Below are 15,153 nucleotides of genomic sequence, written 5' to 3' on the forward strand. Positions count from 1 at the left end.
GATTTACCATTTGGCACTGATTTACAGGAGTCCTGCCTTGGTCATCAGCTCGGTGACCTTTTCGGAGTTGAGCTTGGCCGGGTCCACGGTGGGTGCCTGGAGTTCCGTCAGCGGAACCAGCTTGTCGTTGGCCGGGACGTCGGAGGCGATGGCGTATTCGAAGGAGGTGCCCTTCTGCAGGACTTCCTGGCCCTTCTTGCCGGTGACGAACTTCAGGAAGGCCTGGGCTGCGGCCGCGTTCTTGGAGGAGTTGAGCACGCCGCCGCCGGAGACGGAGACGAATGCGCCCGGGTCCTGGTTCTTGAAGTAGTACGGCGTGACGTTCTTGGAGTTCTCGCCGGTCTTGGCCTGGTCGCCGTAGTAGTAGTAGTGGTAGATCAGCGCGGCGTCGACTTCGCCGGCATTGACGGCCTTCATGGCCGTGCTGTTGCCCTTGTAGGCCTTGAAGTTTTCCTTCATGCCCTTGAGCCATTCCTCGGCTGCGGCTTCGCCCTTGAGCTCCAGCAGGGCCGAAACGATCGCCTGGAAGTCAGCACCGGACGGCGAAGCGGCCCACTTGCCCTTCCACTCCGGCTTGGCCAGGTCCAGCATGGACTTGGGCAGCTGGTCTTCGCTCAGCTTGGCCTTGTCGTAAACCAGGACCGTGGAGCGCGCTGCAATGCCGGTCCACTTGCCGGTGGAGGGACGGTACTCGGCAGGCACCTGGTCGATGGTGGCTTTGTCCACGTCCGCGAACAGTCCGGCGTTCTCAACCTGCGCCATTGCGGGGGAGTTTTCAGTCAGGAAAACGTCGGCCGGGGAGGCTGCGCCTTCCTGGATGATCTGGTTGGACATCTCGGTGTCCGAGCCCTGGCGAAGGGTGACCTTGACGCCGGTTTCCGCGGTGAAAGCGTCAACCCATTCCTTGGTCAGGCTTTCGTGCTGGGCGTTGTAGACGGTGATTTCGCCGGACACTTTGCCGTCGGCCGCGGCGGTGCTTGCAGCGGGGGTGGAGCTTCCGGAGCCGCAGGCGGCGAGGCCGAGGGCTGCGGTGGCGGCGAGTGCGATTCCTGCCAGCGCGTTGGTGCGGATCTTCATTGGGGCTTCTTTCTGGAAAAAAGTCTCGGTGGACCGGAGTCCGCGTGAGGGGGAAGTTAGGGCATGCTCACTGCAAAAAACTGTAGGTTAGCCAAACCTAAGGAACCAAGCTGAAGCGGCCTTAAGTGATCAGGATCACATCAATTACGGAACTTTTACGTGACTTAATTAGCGGCGCCCGGCGGTGGGGGCGCCCGGGAGTCAGTTCGGTGCGCCGGGCCGCGTGCCATGGCCGGCGGCTTGGACCGCCGCGGCAGCCTCCAGCACCATCCAGGCCTGCAGCTGGGTGGAAAGTTCGACGGCGGCACCCGCCGGATACGACCGGCCTGCCGGCGTCTCGGGGAACAGGGGGAACACCAGGTGCGCGCCGTGGCGCGCCAGCGGTTCCTCCGGATCCACGGCGCGGCGGCCTTCCCAGAGCGCCTGCGCGGTCTCCGCAACCAGCGTGGACGCGATGGCGCGCGTCCGGTCGGGCAGCCGCCCGTCCACTGCCGCCAGCGCCAGGTACCGCGCCAGGATCCCGGTGAACAGGCCGCCGTCGCCCGTTCCGTCGCAGCGGAGCACGGCGGCTGTCCTGCCGGACGCGAGAGTGGCGGGGCGGGTCAGGTTGCGGGACACGGCGTCCACCAGGGCCGCAGCCCGGTCAAGGTTCCCCTGGCCGCCGAGCTCCAGCAGCGCTCCCAGGACCGGGCCCTGGTTGTAGGTGTAAATGGCGGCTTCCAGCACCACTTCGCCGCCGGCGCCGATCCGCAGCCCGTCCTGGTACATGCCCTGGGCCGGGTCGAACAGCTTGGCGTGGAGCCAGTCCACCAGGGCCTGGGCCTTGGCCGCATTCCCGGTGCGGGCATAGTAGAGCGCCACCGGAGCCGTGGCGGGCGTGTTCTTGAAGTCCCTTTTCTTGCTCCAGAAGGTGCCGCCGCCCAGGTCATCCGTGGAGGCGGAGTCGAACTGCAGCGTGAGGCTTTGCCGGATCCGGGCGTGCCGCCGGCTGCCCGGCTTTCGCGTCTCTTCGGCGAGTTTCTCCAGCCGGAGGGTGGACAGTGCGAGCCAGGCCATGTCGTCGTAGTAGTTGTTGACGAAGGTGAGGAAGTTGCGCAGCCGGATGCCGGTGACCAGCTGCGAGGCGAGCCTTCCGGCACTGGGCCGGTTCCCGCCGTCGAACCTCGCACCCCGCGCCAGTTCACGGCGGCCGGCGTCCACGAGGCAGTCCACATAATGCGCCTGCCACCAGTAGTGCCATGGCCGCCTCAGGTTCTTCAGCCGGCTGGACGGACGTTCGATCGCCGCGATATGCGTCCCGGGCAGGAAGAAGAGCCGCTGCCCGAACATCCTGGTCACGGACCGGGCGGCCTCGTCGGCCCTGGCAGACCAGTCCGCGGGTGCGGCGGCGTCTGGAGAGGTCATGATCCCAGCCTAGCGGGGGAGTCCGGCCGCGTTCCTCGAGGGCAGCCGCCCAACGTGCGGTTTGCGCCTGTTCCAGTTAACATTCATTAACTAGCGTTACGCCGGGTTCGGTTCCACATCAAGGAGGATGCATGGACATCAAAGGTACTGTCGCGCTCATTACAGGCGGGGCATCCGGGCTGGGCGCTGCAACGGCGAGGCGCTTGTTCGACGCCGGGGCATCGGTGGTGCTGGTGGACCTGCCGTCGTCGCGTGGCGAAGCGTTTGCGGCGGAGCTTAACGCCGCCAGCGGGGCCGGAACGGCCGTCTTTGTCCCTGCCGACGTAACCAGCGAGGAGCAGGTGCAGGCCGCCGTCGCCGCCGCCGTCGCGCTGGGGCCGCTGCGCATTGTGGTGAACTGCGCGGGCATCGCTACGCCGGGGAAGGTCCTGGGCCGCGACGGTGTGCTGCCGCTGGATACTTTCAGCCGCGTCATCCAGATCAACCTGGTGGGAACCTTCAACGTGATCCGCCTGGCGGCCGCTGCCATGGCCGCTACCGAGCCCGTCTCGACCGAACTTGGCGGACCGGAGCGCGGCGTCATCATCAACACCGCCTCCGTGGCCGCATTCGACGGCCAGATCGGCCAGCCCGCCTACGCTGCATCCAAGGGTGCCGTGGCGGCCATGACCCTGCCGATCGCCCGGGAACTGGCCCGGTCCCTGATCCGCGTGGTCACCATCGCGCCGGGCATCTTCGAGACACCAATGATGGCCGGACTGCCGCAGGAAGCCCAGGATTCGCTGGGAAAGCAAGTACCGCACCCGTCCCGCCTGGGCAGGCCTGCCGAATACGCCAGCCTGGCCGCGCACATTGTGGATAACGCCATGCTCAACGGCGAGACCATCCGCCTCGACGGCGCCATCCGGATGGGACCGAAATGACCCCGGCGGCGGTCCCGGTGCAGCCGGCGGCTCCGGCTGCGAATGACGTGGATTCGCTGCCAACGGCCGACTTCTTCGGGTTCGAGTCACTGCTCAGCGACCGGGAGCGGCGGAAGCTGGAGGAGCTGCGCGAATTCCTGGCGGCCGAGATCGCACCGTTCGCCACGGAGTGGTGGAACAACGCCGAATTCCCCGCCCATATCCTCCCGAAACTGGCCGCCCTCGAGCTGAGCGCCCCCGCCCAGCGCGGCTACAGCCACCTGTTCGCGGGCCTGGTGATTGCCGAAATCACCAGGGTGGATACGTCCATTGCCACGTTCTTCCTGGTGCACCATGACCTCTTCGTGGAATCCCTGTACGGGTTCGGCTCCGATGAGCAGAAAGCCCGCCTGCTCGACGACGCCGCCAGCCTCCGCACCACCGGAGCCTTTGCGCTGACCGAGCCGGAGCACGGCTCCGATGTGGCCGGCGGAATGGAAACGCGGGCGCGGCGGGTTCCCGGGGGAGCGGACGACGGCGGCGACTGCTGGATCCTCAACGGCGCCAAACGCTGGATCGGCAACGGGACGTTCTGCGATTACATGCTCGTGTGGGCCCGGGACGAAGCCGACGGCGCCATCCGGGGATTCATCGTGGACGCGGCCCTCCCCGGCGTCAGCCGAAGCCGGATCGAAAACAAGATCGCCCTGCGCACGGTGCAAAACGCGGACATTGTCTTCCGGGATGTCCGGGTAGCGGAGACGGACCGCTTCGCCGGCATCAGCAGCTTCGAGGACACCAACGAACTGCTCCGCGGATCCCGGATCATGGTGGCATGGCAGGCGGTGGGCCAGCAGCTGGCGGCCTTCGACGTTGCCCGGCAGCACGCCGTTGAACGCCAGCAGTTCGGCCGTCCGCTGGCCAAATTCCAGCTCATCCAGCAGCAGCTGGTGACCATGCTGGGCAATGCCGTGGCCAGCATGGGGATGATGGTCCGGATCGCCCAGCTGCAGCAGGATGGGGCCGCGGATATGGCCCAGGTGGCGCTGGCGAAGTCGTACACGAGCGCCCGGATGCGCGAAACCGTGGCCATGGGGCGGTCCATCCTGGGCGGGAACGGGATTGTGTCGGATTTCCGGATGGCCAAGATCTTCGCCGACGCGGAGGCCATTTACACCTATGAGGGCTCGTTCGAGATCAACACGCTGATCGTGGGCCGCGCCGTCACCGGCGTGTCCGCGATCGTCTGAGCCAGTTCGCGCTCAGCCGGCGATCATCGGGTCCTTCTCGCCGGCTTCGATCCGGTAGTCCAGGCTGTTGTTCTTCACCGGCATGGGGCAGGTTCCGTACGGGGTGAACGCGCTTGGGTAGTTGATGGCGCGGTTGAAGTCCAGAACCACTGAACCGTCCGGCCGGGGCCGGGCCGTGGACACCTTGCGCCACTCGTCCGTCGAGTCCCCGTTGGTTTCGTCGTGGAATGTGACGGTCAGGGCGCCGAGCTTCTCCTCTTCGGCCTGCAGGTGGAACTCATGGTCCTTGCCGGGAAGCCGGAACACCAGCTCGCCGACGGTGCGGTGCACGCCGTCCACCAGCGGGTTCGCGGTGCCGATCGGAACATCCACGGGCTCCGGATAGGGGCGGAACTCGGCGTCGACCACCAGGTCGGGGCGGTACTCAAAGGAGGGCACGCCGTCGAACTCCGTAAACACCGGTGAGCGGGAATCGCGGGTTCGGATGGCGTACTTGTCCGCGCGCATGGCCAGCTCCACCACCACCTGCCTGCCGTCGTCGCCGCCGAACTGCACCCACATCAGCGACTCCTCGTCCGCCAGCGCGGCGGAAATGGTGCCGTCCACGGCTTCGCCCGTTGCCACCAGCGTCAGTCCGTCGGCCGCCGCCGCGGTGAGGAACGCCGTCGTTCCGTCGGTGGACCAGAGTCCAGGGACGAGGTCGACGGCGGCGGGTCGGCTTTCCAGCCACTGGAACGACGTGAGTGTCAGCCAGCCGTACTCGCTGGCCAGTGCCTTGTTGCGGTTGGTGCGGAACCGGTTCCAGCGTTCCAGTTGTGCGTCAGTAGCAGTGTTCATGGTTCCTCGTTCATTGGTCCGGGTCGCTCCGGGTCACTCCGGGTTGCCCAGGCTGGCGGTTATCAGCTGGGAGGCGGCCTCCCGGGCGGTGATGGCGGCTTCGGGGTCCCCGTCCAGCACGCCGCTGGCCAGGCCGCCGTCCAGAATCAGCGAGAGGCTTCGTGCCAACCGGTCCGGCCGTGCGGCGCCGGCCTCGGCGGCCAGCCCCTGCATCCACGCCAGCACGGCCTTCTTATGGGCAACGGTGCGATCATGAACCCGCGTTCCGGACGCTGACTCGGCGGCGGCGTTAATGAAGGCGCAGCCCCGGTAGCCGTCGCGGCGGCAGGCGGAAGCGAGGGCATCGAACAGCCCTGCAAGCTGCGCCGCAGGGTCCGGGCCCGCGGCCTCCGCTGCAGCGTGGAGCTGTCCCGTCCAGATGGCATCCACCTTGTCCAAGTAGGCGAGGATTAGTTCGTCCTTGGCGGGAAAATACTTGTAGAACGTGGCCTTGGAGATTCCGGATTCGGCGATGATGGTGTCGATGCCGGCAGCGCGCAGGCCGTGGGCGTAGAAGAGCCTGAAAGCGGTGGCCAGGATCTTCTCTTTGGCGGGTCCGGCCGGCGTTCGGACAGCCTGCTGTGCGGGTGCTGGCGTCGTCATGACTCTATGGTACACAGACCAGTCTGTCTGCGCCCCGCGCAAGTCGTCGGCTGGCCCGCAGGGATCCTTGCCGTAGACAGATCTGTCTGATAGCGTCTTCTTCACTGGTAGACGGACCTGTCTACCCGGGCGCCTCATGCACTGAGACGCAGCCGTAGAGACGCTTTTCGACCAGAATGAGGACGCCATGAAAATCGCTGTACTGGGAACCGGCACGGTCGGCAGGACCATGGCCGGGGCGCTGGCAGATCTTGGCCATGAAGTAACCATCGGTACCCGCGATCCGAAGGCCACGCTGGCACGCGCTGAGCCGGACGCCATGGGCGCACCGCCCTTCAGCCAGTGGCTGCCGGAGCATCCCCACGTCCACCTGGCTGCGTTCGCCGATGTCGCAGCAGGCGCCGAGTTGGTGGTCAACGCCACCGAAGGGGCCAGTTCCATCGCGGCCCTCACCGCTGCCGGCGCGGAGAACCTTGCCGGGAAGATCTTGGTGGACATCGCCAATCCGCTCGACTTCTCGCACGGTATGCCCCCGACCCTTAACCCGGTCAACACGGACAGTCTCGGGGAGCAGATCCAGCGGACTTTCCCCGAAGCCAAGGTGGTCAAGACCCTCAACACCATGAACGCGAGCCTGATGGTCGACCCCGGACGTGCCGCGGGAGGCGACCACTCCGTGTTCGTCTCGGGCAACGACGCCGCGGCTAAAGCCGAGGTGGCCACCCTCCTCAAGAGTCTTGGGCACCAGGACGTGATCGACCTGGGGGACATCACCACGGCGCGCGGCGCCGAGATGCTCCTGCCGGTCTGGATCCGGCTCTGGGGTGCACTGGGAACCGCGAACTTCAACTTCAAGATCGCACGCTAGGCCGGCGGGCCTCCCGATAAGGCCGGCGGCGGCCCCTACTAAAACAGGGGGCCGCCGCGGACGTCAAGGGCACGAACACTATCTGAGACAAATTCCCACCCCGCGAGAGTGCCGGGTAACATCCCATAGGAACACGTAACCCGGCTCACAGTATCCAGCGCAGTGTACGAGCCAAGTCCGAACCCTCGAAAGATAGTTTCCATGGCTGACACTGCAGTAAATCCAGGCGCTCATCTCGCGGCAGGCACTGATCCTGCCGGTTCCGATTCCAGCGCTGATCTCGCGTCCGAACTCCGGGCGGATGTCCGGCGCGTCTCCACGCTGCTGGGCGAATCGCTGGTCCGCCAGCACGGCCCGGAGCTCCTCGACCTCGTCGAGCAGGTCCGCCTGCTGACCAAGGAGTCCAAAGAGGCGGCCCGCGGAGGCGCGGACGCCACCGGCCCTTGGAGCTCGCACGACGTCGTCGCCCAGGTCCGCGAACTGCTCGGCTCCCTGCCCATTGACCAGGCCACCGACCTGGTCCGTGCTTTTGCGTTCTACTTCCACCTGGCCAACGCCGCCGAACAGGTCCACCGGGTCCGGGGCCTGCGGACCCGGCAGGAGAAGGACGGCTGGCTGGCCAAGGCCGTGGAGGAGATCTCCGGCCAGGCCGGACCGGCAGTCCTCCAGGAAGTGGTCAACGAGCTGGATGTCCGCCCCATCTTCACAGCCCACCCCACAGAAGCCTCCCGCCGCTCCGTCCTGGACAAGATCCGCCGGCTTTCCGACGTCCTGGCAGTTTCCACGGAGGAAGGCACCTCGGCCCGCCGCCGCCAGGACCGCCAGCTCGCCGAGGTGATCGACCAGATGTGGCAGACGGACGAGCTCCGCCAGGTCAGGCCCACCCCCGTGGACGAGGCCCGCAACGCCATCTATTACCTGAACAGCATCCTCACCGATGCCATGCCTGAAATGCTTTCGGACCTCTCCGAGCTCTTGGGTGAGCACGGCGTGACGCTGCCGTCGCAGAAAGCCCCCATCCGCTTCGGCTCGTGGATCGGCGGCGACCGAGACGGCAACCCGAACGTCACTGCCGGCGTCACCCGCGAGATCCTGCAGATCCAGAACCAGCACGCCGTCCGGATCAGCATTGCCATGATCGACGAGCTCATTGCCATCCTGTCCAACTCCACCGCGCTGGCCGGGGCGGACCGGGAGCTGCTGGACTCGATCGATACGGACCTCAAGAACCTGCCGGGCCTGGACCGCCGGGTCCTCGAACTCAATGCCCAGGAGCCCTACCGGCTCAAGCTCACCTGCATCAAGGCCAAGCTCCTCAATACCGCCAAGCGCGTGGCGGCCGGCTCCTCCCATGAGCCTGGCCGGGACTACACGTCAACGGCCGGCGTCCTGGCCGAGCTGGGGCTGCTGGAGGAATCGCTGCGCAACCACCACGCCGGGCTTGCCGCCGACGGTGCGCTGGCACGGGTGCGCCGCGCCATCGCCTCCTTCGGACTGCACCTCGCCACCCTGGACATCCGCGAGCACGCCGACCACCACCATGACGCCGTCGGGCAACTCATGGACCGCCTGGGCGGTCCCGGCGTGCGGTACTCCGAACTCAGCCGTGCCGAGCGCCTCGAGGTGCTGGGAGCGGAACTGGGATCCCGCCGTCCGCTGTCCGGCCACCCGATAAAGCTCGACGGCGTGGCTGACGGCACGTACGACGTCTTCCGTGAGATCCGCCGGGCCCTTAAGACCTATGGCCCGGACGTCATCGAGACATACATCATTTCCATGACCCGCGGCGCCGACGACGTCCTTGCCGCAGCTGTGCTGGCCCGCGAAGCGGGGCTCGTCAGCCTCTTCGGTGACGCGCCCTACGCCAAGATCGGTTTTGCTCCGCTGCTGGAAACGGTGGAGGAGCTGCGGGCTTCAGCGGAGATCGTGGACCAGCTGCTGTCCGATCCGTCCTACCGGGAACTCGTCCGGCTGCGCGGCGACGTACAGGAAATCATGCTTGGCTACTCGGACTCCAACAAGGAATCCGGCGTGATGACCAGCCAGTGGGAGATCCACAAGACCCAGCGGAAGCTGCGCGATGTCGCGGCCAAGCACGGCGTCCGGGTGCGCCTCTTCCACGGCCGCGGCGGATCCGTGGGCCGCGGCGGCGGGCCCACCTATGACGCGATCATGGCGCAGCCCAACGGCGTCCTCGAAGGTGAAATCAAGTTCACCGAGCAGGGTGAAGTCATCTCGGACAAGTACTCGCTGCCTGAGCTGGCCCGCGAGAACCTGGAGCTTTCCCTGGCCGCCGTGATGCAGGGCTCAGCGCTGCACCGCACCCCGCGCACGTCCGAGGACCAGCGCGAGCGCTACGGCCACGTCATGGAAACCATTTCCGATGCCGCCTTCGCACGCTACCGCTCCCTCATCGACGATCCGGACCTGCCGGCCTACTTCATGGCCTCCACTCCCGTGGAACAACTGGGCTCCCTCAACATCGGCTCACGTCCGTCCAAGCGCCCGGACTCCGGCGCCGGTCTGGGCGGGCTGCGCGCCATCCCGTGGGTCTTCGGCTGGACCCAGTCGCGGCAGATCGTGCCGGGCTGGTTCGGCGTGGGCTCCGGGTTGAAGGCTGCCCGCGAAGCCGGCAACACGGAACAGCTCACGGAAATGATGGACCGCTGGCACTTCTTCCGCTCGGTCCTGTCCAACGTGGAAATGACGCTGGCCAAGACGGATATGGACATTGCCGGCTACTACGTCTCGACGCTGGTACCTGAAGAGCTGCACCATTTGTTCCGGGCCATCCGGGAGGAATACGACCTCACAGTCGCCGAGATCCAGAAGCTCACCGGCGAGCACGTGCTCCTGGACGCGCAGCCCACCCTCAAGCGCTCCCTGGAGATCCGCGACCAGTACCTCGATCCCATCAGCTACCTCCAGGTGGAGCTGATGCGCCGCATGCGGGCCGAGGGTTCCGAGGGCGAGAGCATTTCCGGAGCAGAGATCGACGAACGCCTCCAGCGCGCCATGCTCATCACGGTCAACGGAGTGGCGGCGGGCCTCCGCAACACCGGATAACCAACGCTCTCTCACTTCCTGCGGGAAATCTCCAGACCCTCTCTCACCTGTGAGGGAGGGTCTGGTTTTTGGCGGCCAAAGGTGAGAGAGCGTCCGGGAAATACCGACGAAAGGTGAGAGAGCGTCCTGACGCTAGGGTTGATTTTATGCCTTCGTTCCAGACCAGACTCAAGATCACCGGGCTGAAGCCCGGCAATCCTCCCGAGGCCGTGATGGCCGCCGCAGTCGAAGCGCTCGGCACGAGGCACCACGTGGAGTCGAACCAGCTGCAGATTGCCGCCGGCGTCCCGGAGTTGAACCTTCGCTTCCTGGTGGAGCCGACGGAGTACACCGGCGAGAACAACCAGGCGCGGGAATCGGCAGCAATGATGCGCGACGCCGTCGAGCGCGTTGCGGTGACTGGCGCACTTTTGGTGCTCCGCCGCAGCCGCGGCCGCTGGGCTCCCGTCTAAGCCGGATCGCCGGGTTCGTCCACGGGGGACCGGCTGCCGCGGCGTCGGGTGACAATCATGCCCACCACCGCACCGATCACCAGCCCGACGGCGACGCCGATCAGCGAGCTCGCCCAGAACGGCAGCTTGGTGGCTGATCCGGTGAAATAGCCGAGCCCTGTGAGCCAGGTACCCCAGAGAACTCCGCCCAGCGCGGCGCAGAAGCTGAATGCCCGGGTGGTGACGTCGGCGATCCCGGCGGCCGCAGACGTCGCCAGCCGTCCGCCCGGAATGAAACGCACACCGATGATGGCGCCGTACGTGGTGGAACGGCCCGCTTTGGCGATGGCGGCGTGGATGCCGCGGTGGAACGTGCGGCCCCACCCCCACCGGTCCAGGACATGGCTCAGGCGGCGCTTGAAAAGCTGGAACACCACAACATCGCCCGCCCACGACGCAAACGCGGCCAGGAATCCCACCAACAGGAAGTTGGCGCGGCCTTCTGCGGCGAGCGCCCCGCCCGTGATCACCACCATTTCGGAGGGGACAGGCGGGAAAACGGCGTCGCCAAGGACGATGGGGATGATCCAGAAATAGATCGCGGCGCCCCAGGTGTCAGCGTTGGCGAGGTCCATGGGCACAAGGTACCTCATTTTCGTGACGTGGGACGGACCGGGCGTGGTCCGGTCCCGGGTCCGTCCTAGGCCGGGGCCTCGCTGAGCTGAAGCCGGCTGCGGTACTCCACAGGCTGCCCGGTGATGGGGTCGATAAACCGGATTCCGCGGGCCAGGAGCTGCAGAGGCCTGGTGTAGTCGTCCGGTGCCTTGTCCAGCAGCTCGGGGTAGAAGGCGTCATTGACGATCCCCAGTCCCAGCGACGCCATGTGCACCCTGAGCTGGTGGGTCTTTCCCGAGTGCGGCTCAAGGCGGTACAGGCCCCGGCGCGCCGGTTCACTTGCGTGAGTGCCGGCGTCGAATGTTTTTGTCAGTTCAATGCGGGTTTCCGCGTTGGGTTCGCCGTCCACCACCTCGGCCAGCAGGTAGCTGCGGGACTTGGTCATGCGGTTCCGGACCACCACGGGGAAGCCGACGGCGGGGTACCCGGCGGCCGGTTCCGCGGCGGACACGCACTCGTACTCCTTCTGGACCTGGCGCTTCTCGAAGAGCACCTGGTACTTGCCGCGGGTCTCCGGGTTGGTGGAGAGCAGGAGGATGCCGGCCGTCATCCGGTCCAGGCGGTGCATGGGGATCAGGTCCGGGAGGTCCAGCTGGTTCCGAAGCCGCACCAGGGCCGACTCCTGAATATATGTACCGCCCGGCGTGGTGGGCAGGAAGTGGGGCTTGTCCACCACAAGGATGTGGTCGTCCTGGTGCAGGATGCTGAGTTCAACGGGAAGCCGCGTCTCAGGCGGGAGGGTGCGGTAGTACCAGATGAAGGTGTGGTCCTCCAGCCTGGTGAGCCTGTCCAGCGGAACGCCGCCCTCGCCCACGATCTCGCCGGCGTCGAAACGGTCCTCGATGCCCTGCGGGTCGATGTGGCCCCAGCGGTGCATCATGTAGTCCATCGCGGTATCCCACGGCCCCTCGTCCGGGAGGCGCAGGCGGGTCGCGTTCACGCCGCCGCGCACGGGGAGGGGGGATTGCATCACCGGTCCATTCTACCGGGGCCCCCTCCACGCCGTTTCGACGGTTCCCTGCGTGCCAGACGCTGCGCGACGTCTAGCCGGCAGGGAACCGTCGATACGGCCGCCGACGGTAAAAAAATTCTTGACAAATAAAATTGTCGGTAGCGATACTTAAGCCATGTTGGACATCGAAGTGATCGAGGACGCGGCGGCTGCGGAAGCCTCGCTGGACCCCATCCGGACCCGCATCCTCCGGGAGCTCGCGGAGCCCGGTTCGGCCACCCAGCTCGCCGCGAAAGTAGGGCTGCCCCGGCAGAAAGTGAACTACCACCTCAAGGCGCTGGAGCGCCACGGCCTCGTCGAGCTGGTGGAGGAGCGCCGCAAGGGCAACGTCACGGAGCGGGTGCTGCAGGCCACGGCCGCTTCCTATCTCATTTCGCCGGTGGCACTGGCCTCCGTTGCGCCGGATCCGCACCGTTTCGCGGACCGGTTCTCCGCCTTCTGGCTGCTGGCCCTCGCCGGGCGCATGGTCCAGGAAGTGGGGACGCTCATCGCCGGGGCAGCGGCCGCACGGCAGAAAGTCGCCACGTTCGCTATCGACGGTGAAATCACCTTCCGCACCGCCGCAGACCGTGCCGCCTTTGCCGAAGAACTGGGCGTTGCGGTCACCCGGCTCGTGGACAAATACCACCACGACGGCGGGACGGGCGGGCGGAAGCACCGGCTCGTCGTCGCGCTTCACCCGGCACTCAAAGAACCAAAACAAACCACCCCGTCCGGGGAAAAGGAACAGGAGCAGGACAATGACTGACAACCGGAAATTCGAGATTGTTTACGACACCGAGCTGCCCGGCACCCCGGAGCGCGTCTGGGAAGCCGTCACGAAGGGGACGCCCGGGTGGATGTTCCCCACGGACCAGTGGCCGGACGTGAAAACGGTGGAGGAGTATCCGCAGCACCTGGTGTCCCGCATGGACGGGCCGGACGGCTGGTTCAACCAGCTCGAACACGTCCTGGAACCGCTCGACGGCGGCCGGGCCAGGCTGCATTACGTCCACAGCGGCATCTTCGCGGACAACTGGGACGAGCAGTACGACGGCGCCAGCAAGCACACGGAGTTCTACCTCCACACCCTGGGCCAGTACCTGCAGTACTTTGACGGCCGCCCGGTGGTCTTCACGGACATCCAGGGTCCGGCGGCCTCGCAGGTGCCGGACGGCTTCGTGCGGCTGAAGAGGGCCCTTGGCGTCGACGCCGCGTCGCAGGGTGACACCTTCGATGCGGAGCTCGAGGGCGTGGGGCGGCTCACCGGGCAGCTGGACTTCTCCAACCAGAACTTCCTGGGCCTGCGGACCGCGGACACCATGTACCGGTTCTTCGGCCGCAATGCGTTCGGGGCGCCGGTGGGCATGACGGTCCACGACTTCAGCGGCGGCGGGAATTCCGAGGCTACGGCAAAGGCTTGGGGCGGCTACCTCGCCAAGGTCTACGCATAGGAGCCGGCCGCCCACGGCCCGCCTTGGTGCCGAAGTCAGGCGATGGCGACGGCGGGCGTGCGGCGGAGGCTGCGGCGGAGACGGGGTGCGGAGTCGAGCTTGTCCTGGGCTGACCGCAGGGCACGCACCGCCGTCTCCAATTGCCCGGGCGGAAGCGTGAAGGGGATTCGCAGGTAGTGCTCGAAAGCCCCGCCCAGGCCGAACCTTGGGCCGGCTGCCAGCCTCACGCCGAAGTCGGGGCCGAGGACCGTCAGCGCGGTGCTGATCGGTGCAGGTAGCCGGCACCAGACGCTCAGCCCGCCGTCGGGCCGCTCCGGCTCCCAGTCGGGGAGGATCCCGCCGAGCAGCTCAAGCAGCGCTGCCCGATTCTCGCGGAGGGCCGCCAGCCGGGCAGGAAGCGGCTCGTCGAGCGAGCGGACCAGGTGTGCCGCCGCCAGCTGTTCCACCACCGGTCCGCCCAGGTCCATGGTGGTCCGGGCAGCTGCGAAGCGCTGAATCAGTGAACTGCCGGCCCTTATCCAGCCGGTCCTCAGGCCGGCCCAATGCGACTTGCTCAGCGAGCCGATGGTGACCACCGCCGGACTGAAGGCCGCCAGCGGGGCCGCGCCCACGGCGTCGAGGTTCAATTCACGAAGTGTCTCGTCCACCACCAGCACTGTTCCCGCGGCCGCCGCCGCCCGGACAAGGCGGCGGCGCTGGGGATCGGTCATCAGCCGGCCCGTCGGGTTGTGGAAGTCGGGCACCACGTAAGCCATCTTCGGCCGCTGCTGCATCATGGCGGATTCCATTCCGGCCACGTCCCAGCCGCGCCCGTGCGGGAGTGCGACCGGCACCGGCCGGCAGCCGCTGGCGCGGATGGCATCAAGCGCGTGCGGGTACGTGGGATGGTCCACGAGTACTTTGTCCTGCCGGCCGGCCAGGGTGCGGAGCACGATGTTCAGTGCGTGCTGCGCGCCTGATGTCACCAGGATCTGCTCCGCCGTGGTGGGGGCTCCGGCCGCCGTGTACCGCGCGGCGATGGCCTCCCTCAGCGGTGCGATGCCGACGGCGTCATAGCCGAAGCCCGGAAGAAGTGCAGGGAGCTCCGTCAGTGCGGCGGCAAAGGCCCGGTGCACCACTTCGCCGCTGGCCGGCAAGGACGCGTAGGCGAGGTCGAGCAGGCCCGGCGGCGCTGCCAGTCCCGGTGCGCCGGCCAGCGCGTTAGGGCTGATCAGTTCAGCGGCCGCCGGACCCCCTGCACCCGCCGGCATTTGGCGGGGAATGCAGGTCCTGCCGCGACTGCCCTGCCGGCTGCTCAGGAACCCCTGCTCGCGGAGGCTGGCATAGGCGGCCGTCACCGTTGTCCGGCTGACACCCAGGGTTTCGGCCAGGGCGCGCTCGCTGGGCAGTGCCATGTCCAGGGGGACGCGCCCGTCCAGGATGAGGAGGCGTACGACGTCGGCCAGCTCGCGGTAGGCGGGCCCCGCGCCGCGGTGCCACCCGCCCAGGAGGCGCACCAAGGCAGTGGGATTGAGGGATCCGGACATGTAGCCAGTATCTCAAACTGGATATGGATT

Annotated in this window: 14 protein-coding genes; 7 read left to right on the plus strand and 7 right to left on the minus strand. The window is 67.0% G+C overall.

Features of this window, described 5'->3' with window-relative positions; genetic code table 11:
• Nucleotides 1-21: 21 nt before the first annotated feature.
• Both ARTH_RS03105 and ARTH_RS03110 read right to left on the minus strand, forming a co-directional pair.
• Nucleotides 22-1,077 carry an iron ABC transporter substrate-binding protein gene (locus ARTH_RS03105; RefSeq protein WP_011690474.1) on the minus strand — a complete coding sequence of 352 codons (1,056 nt, stop codon included), beginning with the start codon at nt 1,075-1,077 and terminating at the stop codon, nt 22-24.
• A gap of 201 nt (nt 1,078-1,278) precedes the next feature.
• A complete protein-coding gene (locus tag ARTH_RS03110; RefSeq protein ID WP_011690475.1) occupies nt 1,279-2,481 on the minus strand; it encodes a glycoside hydrolase family 76 protein in 1,203 nt (400 codons plus the stop codon).
• A gap of 131 nt (nt 2,482-2,612) precedes the next feature.
• Here ARTH_RS03110 and ARTH_RS03115 point away from each other — a divergent pair, with 131 nt between their 5' ends.
• Both ARTH_RS03115 and ARTH_RS03120 read left to right on the plus strand, forming a co-directional pair.
• Nucleotides 2,613-3,404: an SDR family NAD(P)-dependent oxidoreductase gene (locus tag ARTH_RS03115; RefSeq protein ID WP_011690476.1), complete on the plus strand. Its 792-nt coding sequence runs from the start codon at nt 2,613-2,615 to the stop codon at nt 3,402-3,404.
• A complete protein-coding gene (locus ARTH_RS03120; protein ID WP_011690477.1) occupies nt 3,401-4,633 on the plus strand; it encodes an acyl-CoA dehydrogenase family protein in 1,233 nt (410 codons plus the stop codon). The genes ARTH_RS03115 and ARTH_RS03120 overlap by 4 nt, the downstream gene beginning before the upstream one ends.
• Nucleotides 4,634-4,645: 12 nt before the next feature.
• Here ARTH_RS03120 and ARTH_RS03125 read toward each other — a convergent pair whose 3' ends face one another.
• Complete coding sequence (locus ARTH_RS03125) at nt 4,646-5,470, minus strand: DUF1684 domain-containing protein (protein ID WP_011690478.1); 825 nt, start codon at nt 5,468-5,470, stop codon at nt 4,646-4,648.
• A 33-nt stretch (nt 5,471-5,503) separates the two neighbouring features.
• A complete protein-coding gene (locus ARTH_RS03130) occupies nt 5,504-6,112 on the minus strand; it encodes a TetR/AcrR family transcriptional regulator (RefSeq protein WP_011690479.1) in 609 nt (202 codons plus the stop codon).
• A 187-nt stretch (nt 6,113-6,299) separates the two neighbouring features.
• On the opposite strand from ARTH_RS03130, the gene ARTH_RS03135 reads away from it, so the two are divergent.
• The 3 genes from ARTH_RS03135 (at nt 6,300) to ARTH_RS03145 (ending at nt 10,498) form a co-directional block, all read left to right on the plus strand.
• Nucleotides 6,300-6,980, plus strand: a complete 681-nt coding sequence (locus tag ARTH_RS03135; protein ID WP_011690480.1) for an NADPH-dependent F420 reductase — start codon at nt 6,300-6,302, stop codon at nt 6,978-6,980.
• Between the two features lie 201 nt (nt 6,981-7,181).
• A complete protein-coding gene (gene ppc, locus ARTH_RS03140; protein WP_011690481.1) occupies nt 7,182-10,046 on the plus strand; it encodes a phosphoenolpyruvate carboxylase in 2,865 nt (954 codons plus the stop codon).
• A 146-nt stretch (nt 10,047-10,192) separates the two neighbouring features.
• The gene (locus ARTH_RS03145; protein WP_011690482.1) at nt 10,193-10,498 is read left to right on the plus strand and encodes a hypothetical protein; all 306 of its coding nucleotides are present in this window, start codon (nt 10,193-10,195) and stop codon (nt 10,496-10,498) included.
• Here ARTH_RS03145 and ARTH_RS03150 read toward each other — a convergent pair.
• Both ARTH_RS03150 and ARTH_RS03155 read right to left on the minus strand, forming a co-directional pair.
• Nucleotides 10,495-11,112, minus strand: a complete 618-nt coding sequence (locus ARTH_RS03150) for a DedA family protein (RefSeq protein ID WP_011690483.1) — start codon at nt 11,110-11,112, stop codon at nt 10,495-10,497. The two genes, ARTH_RS03145 and ARTH_RS03150, sit on opposite strands and share 4 nt — an antisense overlap.
• Nucleotides 11,113-11,177: 65 nt before the next feature.
• The gene (locus ARTH_RS03155) at nt 11,178-12,122 is read right to left on the minus strand and encodes an RluA family pseudouridine synthase (RefSeq protein ID WP_011690484.1); all 945 of its coding nucleotides are present in this window, start codon (nt 12,120-12,122) and stop codon (nt 11,178-11,180) included.
• A 157-nt stretch (nt 12,123-12,279) separates the two neighbouring features.
• On the opposite strand from ARTH_RS03155, the gene ARTH_RS03160 reads away from it, so the two are divergent.
• Both ARTH_RS03160 and ARTH_RS03165 read left to right on the plus strand, forming a co-directional pair.
• Nucleotides 12,280-12,912: a winged helix-turn-helix domain-containing protein gene (locus ARTH_RS03160; RefSeq protein WP_011690485.1), complete on the plus strand. Its 633-nt coding sequence runs from the start codon at nt 12,280-12,282 to the stop codon at nt 12,910-12,912.
• Nucleotides 12,905-13,597, plus strand: coding sequence for an SRPBCC family protein (locus ARTH_RS03165; protein ID WP_011690486.1), 693 nt, complete (start codon nt 12,905-12,907; stop codon nt 13,595-13,597). The genes ARTH_RS03160 and ARTH_RS03165 overlap by 8 nt, the downstream gene beginning before the upstream one ends.
• Before the next feature lie 35 nt (nt 13,598-13,632).
• On the opposite strand, the gene yczR is transcribed toward ARTH_RS03165, so the two are convergent.
• Nucleotides 13,633-15,123 (minus strand): MocR-like transcription factor YczR, encoded by a 1,491-nt coding sequence (yczR, locus tag ARTH_RS03170; RefSeq protein WP_011690487.1) that lies wholly within the window; start codon nt 15,121-15,123, stop codon nt 13,633-13,635.
• Between the last annotated feature and the right edge of the window lie 30 nt (nt 15,124-15,153).

It is taken from the genome of Arthrobacter sp. FB24 (assembly GCF_000196235.1).
Taxonomy (GTDB): domain Bacteria; phylum Actinomycetota; class Actinomycetes; order Actinomycetales; family Micrococcaceae; genus Arthrobacter.

What these genes read in the sequence shown, in the direction of transcription:
- ARTH_RS03105 (WP_011690474.1), bottom strand. Translation starts at nt 1,077, where the DNA reads ATGAAGATCCGCACCAACGCGCTGGCAGGAATCGCACTCGCCGCCACC.
- ARTH_RS03110 (WP_011690475.1), bottom strand. Translation starts at nt 2,481, where the DNA reads ATGACCTCTCCAGACGCCGCCGCACCCGCGGACTGGTCTGCCAGGGCC.
- ARTH_RS03115 (WP_011690476.1), top strand. Translation starts at nt 2,613, where the DNA reads ATGGACATCAAAGGTACTGTCGCGCTCATTACAGGCGGGGCATCCGGG.
- ARTH_RS03120 (WP_011690477.1), top strand. Translation starts at nt 3,401, where the DNA reads ATGACCCCGGCGGCGGTCCCGGTGCAGCCGGCGGCTCCGGCTGCGAAT.
- ARTH_RS03125 (WP_011690478.1), bottom strand. Translation starts at nt 5,470, where the DNA reads ATGAACACTGCTACTGACGCACAACTGGAACGCTGGAACCGGTTCCGC.
- ARTH_RS03130 (WP_011690479.1), bottom strand. Translation starts at nt 6,112, where the DNA reads ATGACGACGCCAGCACCCGCACAGCAGGCTGTCCGAACGCCGGCCGGA.
- ARTH_RS03135 (WP_011690480.1), top strand. Translation starts at nt 6,300, where the DNA reads ATGAAAATCGCTGTACTGGGAACCGGCACGGTCGGCAGGACCATGGCC.
- ppc (WP_011690481.1), top strand. Translation starts at nt 7,182, where the DNA reads ATGGCTGACACTGCAGTAAATCCAGGCGCTCATCTCGCGGCAGGCACT.
- ARTH_RS03145 (WP_011690482.1), top strand. Translation starts at nt 10,193, where the DNA reads ATGCCTTCGTTCCAGACCAGACTCAAGATCACCGGGCTGAAGCCCGGC.
- ARTH_RS03150 (WP_011690483.1), bottom strand. Translation starts at nt 11,112, where the DNA reads ATGGACCTCGCCAACGCTGACACCTGGGGCGCCGCGATCTATTTCTGG.
- ARTH_RS03155 (WP_011690484.1), bottom strand. Translation starts at nt 12,122, where the DNA reads ATGCAATCCCCCCTCCCCGTGCGCGGCGGCGTGAACGCGACCCGCCTG.
- ARTH_RS03160 (WP_011690485.1), top strand. Translation starts at nt 12,280, where the DNA reads ATGTTGGACATCGAAGTGATCGAGGACGCGGCGGCTGCGGAAGCCTCG.
- ARTH_RS03165 (WP_011690486.1), top strand. Translation starts at nt 12,905, where the DNA reads ATGACTGACAACCGGAAATTCGAGATTGTTTACGACACCGAGCTGCCC.
- yczR (WP_011690487.1), bottom strand. Translation starts at nt 15,123, where the DNA reads ATGTCCGGATCCCTCAATCCCACTGCCTTGGTGCGCCTCCTGGGCGGG.